This is a genomic window from Saccharopolyspora oryzae, assembly GCF_027853915.1.
Taxonomy (GTDB): Bacteria; Actinomycetota; Actinomycetes; order Mycobacteriales; family Pseudonocardiaceae; genus Saccharopolyspora; species Saccharopolyspora oryzae.
In genome coordinates this window covers 1-10,880 of the sequence record NZ_JAQGLA010000139.1, presented here as the reverse complement: position 1 = coordinate 10,880, position 10,880 = coordinate 1, and the positions used below count along the sequence as shown (strand labels likewise).

9 protein-coding genes are annotated in these 10,880 nt (G+C 70.2%); 5 read left to right on the top strand and 4 right to left on the bottom strand.

Features of this window, described 5'->3' with window-relative positions:
- Nucleotides 1-31: 31 nt before the first annotated feature.
- Together rph and OU415_RS36860 are read right to left on the bottom strand one after the other, a co-directional pair.
- The gene (rph, locus tag OU415_RS36865) at nt 32-2,623 is read right to left on the bottom strand and encodes a rifamycin-inactivating phosphotransferase (RefSeq protein ID WP_270954358.1); all 2,592 of its coding nucleotides are present in this window, start codon (nt 2,621-2,623) and stop codon (nt 32-34) included.
- A gap of 297 nt (nt 2,624-2,920) precedes the next feature.
- A complete protein-coding gene (locus OU415_RS36860) occupies nt 2,921-4,054 on the bottom strand; it encodes a M20/M25/M40 family metallo-hydrolase (protein WP_270954356.1) in 1,134 nt (377 codons plus the stop codon).
- A gap of 140 nt (nt 4,055-4,194) precedes the next feature.
- On the opposite strand from OU415_RS36860, the gene OU415_RS36855 reads away from it, so the two are divergent.
- From OU415_RS36855 to OU415_RS36835, 5 genes are read left to right on the top strand one after another with little or no spacing between them, the layout of a single operon-like run.
- A complete protein-coding gene (locus OU415_RS36855; protein ID WP_270954355.1) occupies nt 4,195-4,986 on the top strand; it encodes a GNAT family N-acetyltransferase in 792 nt (263 codons plus the stop codon).
- Nucleotides 4,973-5,632 carry a MurR/RpiR family transcriptional regulator gene (locus OU415_RS36850; protein ID WP_270954353.1) on the top strand — a complete coding sequence of 220 codons (660 nt, stop codon included), beginning with the start codon at nt 4,973-4,975 and terminating at the stop codon, nt 5,630-5,632. Before OU415_RS36855 ends, OU415_RS36850 begins: the two co-directional genes overlap by 14 nt.
- A gap of 8 nt (nt 5,633-5,640) precedes the next feature.
- The gene (gene menC / locus OU415_RS36845) at nt 5,641-6,762 is read left to right on the top strand and encodes an o-succinylbenzoate synthase (RefSeq protein WP_270954352.1); all 1,122 of its coding nucleotides are present in this window, start codon (nt 5,641-5,643) and stop codon (nt 6,760-6,762) included.
- Nucleotides 6,759-8,192: a Na+/H+ antiporter NhaC family protein gene (locus OU415_RS36840; RefSeq protein WP_270954351.1), complete on the top strand. Its 1,434-nt coding sequence runs from the start codon at nt 6,759-6,761 to the stop codon at nt 8,190-8,192. Before menC ends, OU415_RS36840 begins: the two co-directional genes overlap by 4 nt.
- A 59-nt stretch (nt 8,193-8,251) precedes the next feature.
- Nucleotides 8,252-9,817, top strand: a complete 1,566-nt coding sequence (locus OU415_RS36835; RefSeq protein ID WP_270954350.1) for an N-acyl-D-amino-acid deacylase family protein — start codon at nt 8,252-8,254, stop codon at nt 9,815-9,817.
- Between the two features lie 5 nt (nt 9,818-9,822).
- Here the strand turns inward: OU415_RS36835 and OU415_RS36830 are convergent, their stop codons facing one another.
- The gene (locus OU415_RS36830; protein WP_270954348.1) at nt 9,823-10,731 is read right to left on the bottom strand and encodes an RluA family pseudouridine synthase; all 909 of its coding nucleotides are present in this window, start codon (nt 10,729-10,731) and stop codon (nt 9,823-9,825) included.
- A gap of 23 nt (nt 10,732-10,754) precedes the next feature.
- On the bottom strand, nt 10,755-10,880 hold a 126-nt coding region (locus OU415_RS36825; protein WP_333779287.1), incomplete at its 5' end, for a GNAT family N-acetyltransferase.

Sequence of the window (10,880 nt, the reverse complement as noted above, 5' to 3'; positions counted from 1 at the left end):
CCCCCCCGCCGCCCCACCCCCGACGCAGGGTTCAGGTGGTCTCGGGCAGGATCTCGACGTAGCCGCTGGTCCCGTTGACGCGGATCCGCTGGCCGTCCTCGATCAGGCGGGTGGCGTGGTCGACGCCGACGACGGCCGGCAAGCCGTACTCGCGGGCGATCACCGCGCCGTGGGTCATCAGGCCGCCGACCTCCGTCACCAGGCCTTGGGCAGTGACGAACACGGGCGACCAGCTGGGATCGGTGTAGGCGGTGACCAGGATGTCGCCGGCTTCGAGATCGGCATCGGTCATGTCCGTGACGACGCGGGCGCGCCCTTCCACGATCCCGCTGGAAACCGGCAGGCCGACCAGCGCGTCGGCGGGCACGTCCTCTCGTCGGTAGGACCCGGAGAGGGTTTCGCCGTCCGAGGTGAGCACCCGGGGAGGCGTGAGCGCCTGATACCCGCTGAACGCTTCCTTGCGCTGGAGGAGGAGCTGGTCGTCGGCCTGTCCGGTGCGCACGACGTCGTGGAGCTCCTCGAACCGGAGGTAGAAGATGTCCTCGCCATCGCGGAGAACTCCGGCCTGAACCAGGCGCTCGGCCTCTTCCAGCAACGCCCGCTTGTAGACGAAGTAGCGGCTGATCATGCCGTACTTCGGGTACTCCCGGTACCCGGCGAAGGTGCGCAGGCGGTCGATCTGCGATCTGGTCTCTTCGGCCTTCCGCGTTCCGTCCGGCAGGGCCTGCAAGCGCTCCAGCAGCTCCTGCTCCTTCTTCCACGCCTCCTGCCGCCCCTGTTCGAAGCGCTGCTTGCTGGCGCCGGGTTCGAAGTTCTCGATGTTGCCGAGAATCACGGGCACGAGTGCGCTGGGGTGCTCGCTCCAGCGAGGCCTCGTGATGTCGATTTCGCCGACGCAGCGCATGCCGTACTGGTCGAGGTAGGCGCGGATCGCCTCCTGCGCCTCGCGCCCGCCCGCGAGCTCGGGCAGTTCGTCCAGGAACCCGTCGTCCTCGACGTCCTTCAGGAAGGCCACCACGTCCGGGTGCGGGCGGATCGCATCGGCGACGTCCAGGAGCGCGAGCCCCATCTCCGAAGTGACGTTGTTCGGGGCGGATTGCGTGAGCACGTCGGCTGCGTTGTCCTCGCCCAGCCACTCGTGCATCTTCTCGTTGATCCACCACGCCGCGCCCATCCCGGCCATGATCACCTTGGTGCTGTCCGGGGCGAACAAGACGCGTTTGAGCTCCTGGAGGTCCGCCAGGATGAAGTCGAACAGCTCCGGCCCGCGCTTCTCCCGGATGTCGTGCTCGAGCGCGGCGAGGGAGGTCCGGCCGCGCTCGAGCAGCTCGTCGACGATCGCCGGATCGGCTTCGATCGGCTCCGGCGGATTGCCGGGGAGGGGCACGTCCGGAGCATCCCCCGACGGCGCCGGGATGAAGTCGCCGCGATCGAGAACGGTCTGCAGCGCATCCTTCATCAACGGATCCGACGTCTCCATGGCTTTCAGGAGCCCGTCGCGGGTGGCCGGCGATGCCAAGCGGTCGGTGACGTCGACGAACAGCCGCCCACCGGCCTCGGACATGGGTCGCGGCGTGGTCATCTGCCAGAACGACAGGCCCAGCGGCTTCATCGGGTCGGTCATCATCTGCTGGTGGCCGACGGAGAGGTAGACGTGGTTGTCCTGGTCGTCGACCGGTGGCACCGGGAACAGCGTGGTGATCGGCCGGCTCTGCACGATCTGGAAGTCGCCGTCGACCAGGCACCACTCGATGTCCTGCGGACGGTCGAAGTGCGCCTCGATCCGCCGCCCCAGCTGCGCGAGCTGCACCACCTGCGCATCGGTCAGCGCTGGCTGCTGCTGCAACTCCGGTTCGATCTCTTGCCGCTGCGTCCCGCCGCCTGGCACGGCACGGATGGCCAACTGCTTGGTGGCGATCTTCTTGTCGACGACTTTGCCGTCGCGCACCTCGTAGACGTCCGCGTTCACCAGACCGGAGACCAGGGCTTCGCCGAGGCCGAAGCCGGCCTCCACGCTGGTGACCTTCCGGTTCGACGTGACGGGGTCGGCGGTGAACAGGACGCCGGACGCGTCCGGCGAGACCATCCGCTGCACGACCACCGCCATGTGGACCTTGCGGTGGTCGAAACCGTTGCGCAGGCGGTAGGTCACGGCTCGTTCGGTGAACAGCGAGGCCCAGCACGACCTGATGTGCTCGAGGATCGCCGCCGGTCCCACGACGTTCAAGTACGTGTCCTGCTGGCCCGCGAACGAAGCCGTCGGGAGGTCTTCGGCCGTCGCGCTGGATCGGACGGCGTAGGCGGCCGTCTCACCCAGACCGGCGAGCGGGCCGGTGATCGCCGCCGCCAGATCGTCGGGGAGGGGGATTCCCGCGATCGCGCTGCGGATCTCTGCGCTGAGCACAGCGATCGCATCCCGGTCGTCCGGGCTCAGCTGCGAGAGCCGGTCGAGCTGGTTCTCGAGCTCCGGTGCGCATGCCATGACCCGGCGGAACGCGTCCGTCGTCACGCAGTAGCCGGCAGGCACGCGGATGCCTTCGATCCGGGAGAGCTCGCCGAGGTGCGCGCCCTTGCCGCCGACGAGCGCGACCTGGCTCCGATCGATGTCCTGGAAATCCAGCACGCAACGACCGGACGAGGAGGACATCCCCGCACTGCTGCCGGTTTCAACCACTGCTTCTCCCATGTCCGTCGGTCGGCGCATCCCGCCAGTCCCTGATTTTCGCAGGTCCTGGCTTCGGACGGAGATTCTGCGGCACGACCCGGGTCTTGCCGCAAGCCCCGGGGTGCGCTATAAGTTGAAACAGGCGGGGAAAGTTCCTCCCGCCTTTCTCGTCCGATTCGGACGGACGATCACTTCGCGAAACCCCAGCGCCCCTGCGCGGGTCGCATCGCACAACCCGCCCGACGGAGCGGCGGCTCAGAGGTGCGCGAGCAGGGAAGCGGTCAAGATCGCCCGTTCAGGCAGGGTCGCTGCGATGATCTGCTCGTCCGGGGCGTGCGCACCTCGGCCGACCGGGCCGAGACCGTCCAGGCTCGGCACACCCAGGGATCCGGTCAAGTTGGTGTCGGCCGCTCCTGCCGCGGGGCGTCCGGAGACTTCCTGCCCGACAGCTCGTCCGGCGCGGGCCAGCGCATCGGTCAGCTCACCGGTATCCGGTTCCGTCCACACCGGACGGCTGGTGAGGATCTCCGCGGTGACGGTGGTTCCGGGGCGGACCGGCGCCAATTCGTGCAGCGCTGCCAGCGCCGAGCGTTCGGTCGCGGTGTCGGTGAAGCGCATGCCGATCTCGCAGGACGCCTCGCCGGGCACCACGTTGGTCCGGCCGCCGCCGGCGATCGTGCCGACGTTGCACAGCATGTCCGGATGGTCGGCGGCGATCTGCCGCACGACGAGGAGCTGGTCGACCAGTTCCTCGATCGCCGACGCCCCGTCCTCGGGAGCCAGCGCGGCGTGCGATTCCCGCCCGGTCACGCGGATGCGGGCGCGGGTGCTGCCCCAGCGGGCGGTCTTCACCGCGCCATCGGGGTGCGGGGGCTCGAAGCCCAGTGCGGCGACCGCGTCGCGGCAGTGCTCAGCCACCAGTCCCCGGGCCGAGGGCGAGCCGACTTCCTCGTCCGCGACCAGGACCATCGTAATCGGCCGGTGCGGAATCCCGTGCTGGGCGAGGAGTTCCACGGCGGTTTCGAAGACGACGAGGCCGCCCTTCATGTCGTACACGCCCGGCCCGTGGATCCGGCCGTCCTGCTCCAGCCACGGCACGGATCCGTCGAGCGTGCCGGTGGGCCACACCGTGTCGTGGTGGCCGAGGCACAGGACCGGTCGCTGGTCCTGCCCGTCGCCGGTGCCGGGGAAGTGCGCGACCAGGTTGGCGCCGGTGGCGCTGGCATGCAGTTCGGTGCGGGCGCCGAGTTCGTCGTAGCGCCGCCGCAGCAGATCGAGCAGGGCGTCGAGCGCGTCGGCGTCCCCGCTCGGCGTTTCCAGGCGGACGTAGCGGTGCAGCCGGTCGCGCATCCGGCCCGCGTCGACAGCTTCGCTTTCGATCAGGCTCACAGATACGAAACGTATCTTTTCGAGCTGGCTTAAGCAAGGCAGTTGACAAACGCTGTTCCGGCGCGCATGTTGTTGCAAGTTACGTTTCGTAAGATGGCTGCATGGGGCGATCGTTCCGATGCGGTGCGTGAGGAGGGGCCGTGGGACGCGGACCTGCGTCGGAGGTCCGGGCGGCCGGTTTCGTCGTCCAGAACTTGAACACCGCCGAGCTGCAGCGGCAGGCCGCCGCGCTGTACCGGCGCGTGTTCGGCTACCGGGATTCCGACGTCGGGCTGAGCCCGCCGCTGCTGACAGCGCTGCTGCGCAACGGCGGCTCGGTCGTCGGAGCGGTGGGCGAGGACGGTGCGCTGCTCGGCTTCGCCTACGGCATGCGCGGTGGCGACGGCACGCGGATGTACCACTACTCGCAGGCCGCCGTGGTCGCGCCGGAGAGTCAGGGCATCGGGCTGGGCCGGAAGCTGAAGCAGGCGCAGGCCGAGGTCGCCCGCGACACCGGGATGCGCTTCATGCGCTGGAGCTACGACCCGCTGATCTCCCGCAACGCGCACTTCAACCTCGACGTGCTGGGCGCGGTCGGCCGCTGGTACGTCGACGACTTCTACCTGCACGAGCAGTCGGACCGGGTCGTCGTCGAATGGGATCTGGAGCAGACGCCCGAGCCCTTCGCACCGGAGCCGGTACCGCGGTTCACGAGCGCGGACTGGGGGACCAAGCAGGGCTTCGGCGACCACGGTCTGCTCGTGGTGCCCTCGGACCCGGCGCTGCTCGAACCGGCCCGGACGGCAGAGGTGAGGTCCGCCGTGCGCGCCGGCTTCCACGATTTCCTCGCCTCCGGCCTCGCCGCCCGCTCCTGCCAGAAGGTCTCGGCGGAGACCTCGGTTTACTGGTTCACCCGTGTCCCGATCACCGGAGGTGGCCATGACCGCCCATGACGCCAACCGCGACCTGGCCAGCCCGCGCCAGCGCTACGACGCGCGCGTGCAGCGCCGCTCGGCGGCCGTTCTGCAGCAGCGGGTCGTCGAGCAGGAGGTCCGGTCGCTGGACGCGGCGATGGGATCGATCGCCCGCGACGGTTCGGTCGAGCGGGCCGCCGCGCTTGTGGTGGGGGCCCGCCGCCGGTTCATCCTCGGCTCCGGCAAGTCCTTCGCCTACGCCTGCCTGCTAGCCGCCGACCTCGGCGCGTCGCTGTCGAACGTGACCACCATCGACGGCCGCATCGTGCAGGCCGTCGACGTGCTGACCGAGGTGCGCTCCAGCGACGTGCTGGTCGTCTTCTCGCTGCGCCGCTACCGCCGCGAGAGCATCGAGGTCGCCCGCCAGTTCACCGCCTCCGGCGGCACCCTGGTCGTGGTGACCGACGCCGAGGACGCGCCGCTGGCCCAGGTCGCGGACGCCGTCATCGTCGTGCAGACCGAGAGCGCGTCCTATTCGGACTCGCCGACCGCCGTCGCCGCCGTCGCCCACGTGCTGGCCACCCTGACCACCGCCAGCGCCAAGGGCGCACAACGCCGCCTCGGCGAGCGGGACCGCTTCTCCCGCGCCCTGGGGATTTACGCGGACGAAGCAGAGAACTTCTGATCGGAGACATGATGAAGATCGCCAGCGCCGCGCTGCACCGCGTCCGGCTGCCGCTGAAGCACAGCTTCCAGACCAGCTCGCACCGCAAGGACCACCTCGAGCACGTCCTGGTGCAGCTGGTCGACGAGTCCGGCGCCGTCGGCTGGGGCGAGATCGCCTCGCCGAGCGACCCGTACTACGCCTCGGACACGGTCGAGACCAGCTGGACGATCGCCACCGGATACCTGCTGCCGGCCATCCTCGGCCGCGAGGTCGAGCACCCGAGCCGGCTCGGCGAGCTCTACGGCAAGGTGCGCGGGCACCGCTTCGCCGCCGCCGGGATCGACGCGGCCGGCTGGGCGCTGTGGACCGCGCAGCAGGGCGTTCCGCTGGCCCGGGCGCTCGGCGGTGAGCGGGAAACCGTGGTGGCCGGGGTGTCGCTGGGCATCGAGCCCACCATCGACGAGCTGCTCGAGCAGGTGCAGCGCCAGGTCGACGCCGGGTACCCGCGGGTGAAGCTGAAGATCGCCCCGGGCTGGGACGTCGAGCCGGTCAAGCAGGTCCGGGCCGCCTTCCCGGAGCTGAACCTGCACGTCGACGCCAACGGCGCCTACCTGGACATCCCCGAGCACCGCTCGGTGCTGCGCGAACTCGACAACTTCGAGCTGGCCATGATCGAGCAGCCGTTCGCGCCGCGCGCGCTGCTGCCCTCCGCGGAGCTGCAGGCGTCCATCGAAACCCCGGTCTGCCTGGACGAATCCGTGGACACCCTGGACGACCTGCGCACCGCGATCGCGCTGAAGGCGGCGCGGATCCTCAACATCAAGGCTTCCCGCATGGGCGGGCTGACCACCGCCGTCGCCGCGCACGACCTGGCCCGCGAGGCGGGCTGGCCGGTGTGGTGCGGCGGGATGCACGAGTTCGGCATCGGCCGCATCGCCAACGTGGCGCTGTCCAGCCTGCCCGGATTCAGCTTGCCCTCCGACGTTTCGGCGTCGGAGAAGTACTACGCCCGCGATGTGGTGAACCCACCGCTGGTCGCGCACGCAGGGGTCGTCGCCGTGCCCACCACCCCGGGGCTCGGCGTCGAGGTCGACGAGGACTTCATCGCCCAGCACAGCCACCAGACCCACAGAAAGCAGTCCTCATGAGCAATGTGGACAGTGCGGGTGCACCGCCGCGCGCGGACATCCCGACCGGGCCCTCGAAGGTCCGAAGATCGATCATCACGATATCCGCCATCGCCGGCTTGGTCCTGTCCGCGGCCCTCGGGCCGTTCGTCGAGGCCCCCACGTTGTGGGGTCTGGTGCCGATCGTGCTCTACGCGGCGCTCGCGCTGCTCGGCATGGACATCATGGTGGCCACCGTCGTCGCAGTGGTCTCCGCGCTGCTGATCATGATGCCCACCCCGGCCGCGATCGGGGAGATGCTCGGAAAATCGCTCGGTGATCAGGTCACCGTCATCGGCCTGGTCATCATGCTCGGTGCCGGGGTCGGCGAGATCCTGCGCAGCACCGGCATCGCGGCGACCATCGTGCGCGGTGTGATGCGAGTGGTCGGCGAGCGCAACCGCACCGCCGCCACGCTGGGCGTGATGATCTCCTGCCTGGTGCTGGTCGCCAGCCTGGGCACCCTGGCGGGCGCGCTGGCGATCGCCGCACCGCTGCTGCTGCCGGTCGTCGCCCGGCTCGGCTTCACCCGCTCGGCGACGGCGGCGATGATGTTCACCGGCGGCTGCGCCGGCCTGGCGCTGGCACCGTTCGCCGGTTCCAACGTCGCGATCATGAGCGCCGCCAAGGTCGGCTACCTGCAGTACCTGCTCTACGGCGCCGGGCCGCTGGCGGTGTTGTCGCTGATCGCGGGCCTGGTGATCGTGCCGTGGATGCAGCGGCGGACCGAAGGAACAGGGGACGACTACAACGCGGAGGACCTCGGCGCCGTCGACGAGGAACCGGCGCGCGGCAGCGGACGGGCGACCGCGGCGTTCGCCATCGCCCTGGTCGTCAGCGTCGCCTACGCGATCGTCTCCGGCGCGGGCACCACGTTCCCGCTGCTGGCCCTGCCGGTGCTCGGGATCGTCGCCGGCCTGGTCGGCGGGCTGAGCCCGACCGAGATCGCGGCCCAGATGTACCGGGGCGCGGCGCGGCTGGTGAACGTGTTCCTGCTGTTCTGGCTGCTGGCGGTGCTGTTCGCCGAGATCGACGAGCTGCAGCCGTTCCAGGTCGTCCTGGACACCTACGGCACCAGCATGCAGGGCCTGTCGCCGTTCGTGTTCGCGCTGCTCATCGCCGGGCTCGGCTGGGTCGGTGTGCCGGGGGCGACCGCCGCGCAGGTGGTGCTGCTGAACAAGGTGTTCGGCGGGCTCGCGGTGAGCCTCGGGATCAGCTCGGGCGCCTGGGTCGTGGTGCTGCTGTTCGCCTCCAAGGCCGACACCTACGGTCCGTTCCCCAACGCCAACATGGTCGGCGCGATGAGCTTGGCCCGTTCGACCAGCCTGAAGAACATCTTGCTGACCGGCTTCGCGCTGCTGGTGCCGTGCTGCCTGATGTACGCGGTGATCCTGTTCTTCGAAACCAGCTGAAGCCGGGGCCGTGCGGTGTCGCGACGCCGCACGGCCCCGCCGAGTCCGAGGAAGTGCCCGTGTTCGACATCGTGATCAACGGCGGCGAGGTGGTCGACGGGACCGGCGCGCCGCGACGACGCTGCAACGTCGGCATCGCAGGCGACCGGATCGCCGAGCTCAGCGCCGACAAGCTCGCCGGGCGGCGGGAGATCGACGCCACCGGCCAGATCGTGGCCCCCGGCTTCATCGACCTGCACTCGCACGCCGACTACACCCTGGAAGGCGACCCGGCCGCCGTCACCCAGATCCACCAGGGCGCGACGACGCTGGTGACCGGCAACTGCGGGCATTCCCCGTTCCCGTTCACCGACCTGGACCTGATCCGCCGCGCCAGCATCATCGACGACCGGGCGATGAGCTGGAAGTGGCGCGATGCGGCGGGATTCCAGGACGCGGTCGGCGGAGCAGCGGTCAACGTCGCGCTGCAGGTCGGCCACAACGCGGTGCGCTTGGCGGTGCTCGGCGACGCCGACCGGGCCCCGACCGCGGCCGAGCTGGACCGGATGTGCGCACTGGTGAGAACCGCCGCGCAGCAAGGAGTTGTCGGCTTCTCCACCGGACTCATCTACGCCCCGGGCGTGTTCGCCGACGCCGCGGAGGTGCGTGCGCTGGTGGCCGCGGCGGCATCTGCCGGGCTGCTGTACTCCACGCACATGCGAAACGAAGCCGCGACGCTGCTCGACGCGGTGCGCGAGGCGATCGAAGCCGCCGAACTGGCCGGCGCCCGCTTGGAGATCTCGCACCTCAAGGCGATGGGGCCGGAGAACCACGGCAAGGTCGTGGAAGCACTCGCGCTCATCGACGCCGCCCGCGAACGCGGCGTGGACGTCACCGCCGACGTCTACCCCTACACCGCGTCCAGCACGTCCCTGGTCTCGCGCCTGAGTCCGTGGGCGGTCGATGGCGGCAAGGACGCCCTCCTGGAGCGCTTGGCGGATCTGGCGACCCGGGAGCGGATCGCAGCCGAGCTGCGCGCCAGGTTCGGCCGGGACATCGACCCGGAAGGCCTGGTCATCGCCGACCTGCCGATCGGTGCCGAAAGCGCGGACATCGGGCTGTCGGTCGCCGAGATCGGCCGCCGCGACGGCGTGGACCCCGCAGAAGCGGCGCTGCGCGTGCTGGACCGGCACTCGGCGAACGTGACGATCGTGAACCACGCGATGAGCGAAGCCGATGTCGACGCGGTGCTCCAGCACCCGTGGGTGTCGGTGGCCAGCGACGGTTGGATCATGACCGAGCAGGGCGAAGGCCGACCGCACCCGCGCAGCTTCGGCACCTTCGCCCGGGTCCTCGGCCGCTACGTGCGGGAACGCGGCGTCGTTGCCCTCGAGGACGCGGTGCGCAAGATGACCGCGCTGCCCGCGGCCCGGATCGGGCTCACCGACCGCGGAGTGCTGGCCGCCGGCAGAGCCGCCGACGTCGCCGTGTTCGACCCCGCCACGATCATCGACAAATCGACCTTCGAACAGCCGTGGCAGTTGGCGACGGGCTGCTCGGCGGTCCTGGTCAACGGCGTGCCGGTACTGCTCGACGGCAACCCCACCGGACGCACCAGCGGAAAGGTCCTGACCCCGGCGGCGTGACCCGCTCAGGTCCAGCCGCTCAGCGTCCGGCGGGATTCGAAACGCCGCCGCTCGCCGCTGATCGGATCGGTGAACTCCAGGACCTTGGCCAGCAGCTGCAGCGGTTCGCCGAAGTCGTCGGCGGCGCGCTCCCGGACCACCGGGTACAGCTCGTCGCCGACGATCGGGATGCCCAAGCCGTTCAAGTGCACCCGCAGCTGGTGGGTGCGTCCGGTGCGGGGGAGCAGCCGGTATCGGCCGAGGTCGCCGCGCCGGTCGACGAGCTCCACACGGGTCTCGCTGTTCGGCTCGCCCGGTACTTCCTCGGCTGCCAGCACACCGCGCTGCTTGTGGATCCGGCTGCGCACGGTGCGGGGCAGCTCGAGGTCGGGGTCGAAACCGGCGACGGCCTCGTACTCCTTGTGCACCAGCCGGTCGTGGAACAACGTCTGGTACGCGCCGCGGTGCTGCGGGGTGATCACGAACATGACCAACCCGGCGGTCAGCCGGTCCAGGCGGTGCGCCGGGCTGAGCTGCGGGAGGTCGAGTTCGCGGCGCAACCGGACCAGCGCGGTCTCCTGGACATGTCCACCGCGCGGCGTGGTGGCCAGGAAGTGCGGCTTGTCCACCACCAGCAGGTGCTCGTCGCGGTGCAGCACGTCGATCGCGAACGGCACGGGAGTCTCCACCGGCAGGTCGCGGTGGAACCAGATGAACGCGCCCGGGACGAACGGGGCGTCCAAGCCGAGCGGGCCGTCGACGCCGACGATCAGTCCTTCCCGCAGCATCGCCTCGATGCGCTCGGGCGCGAGCTTCGGGATCCGGTCGACGAGGTGGTCCCGAACGGTGCGCCACTGCCCGTCGAGGGGCAGCCGCATCCGGACCGGATCCACGCCGTGCCGCTGAGGCAGCGGGGAAGTGAGCTTGCGTCGCATCGCGGCACCAGCGTAACCGGTGGTCACAGGGCCATCTTGAAGCCCTCGTGGGACGCGGTGAAGCCGAGCCGCTGGTAGAAGCGGTGAGCATCGGCCCGCTGCTTGTCCGTGGTCAGCTGAACCAGGGCGCAGCCGCGCCGACGCGCTTC

Bases quoted from the DNA above. Each gene is read 5' to 3' on its own strand.
- OU415_RS36850 (WP_270954353.1), top strand. From the start codon at position 4,973: ATGACCGCCCATGACGCCAACCGCGACCTGGCCAGCCCGCGCCAGCGC.
- menC (WP_270954352.1), top strand. From the start codon at position 5,641: ATGATGAAGATCGCCAGCGCCGCGCTGCACCGCGTCCGGCTGCCGCTG.
- OU415_RS36840 (WP_270954351.1), top strand. From the start codon at position 6,759: ATGAGCAATGTGGACAGTGCGGGTGCACCGCCGCGCGCGGACATCCCG.
- OU415_RS36830 (WP_270954348.1), bottom strand. From the start codon at position 10,731: ATGCGACGCAAGCTCACTTCCCCGCTGCCTCAGCGGCACGGCGTGGAT.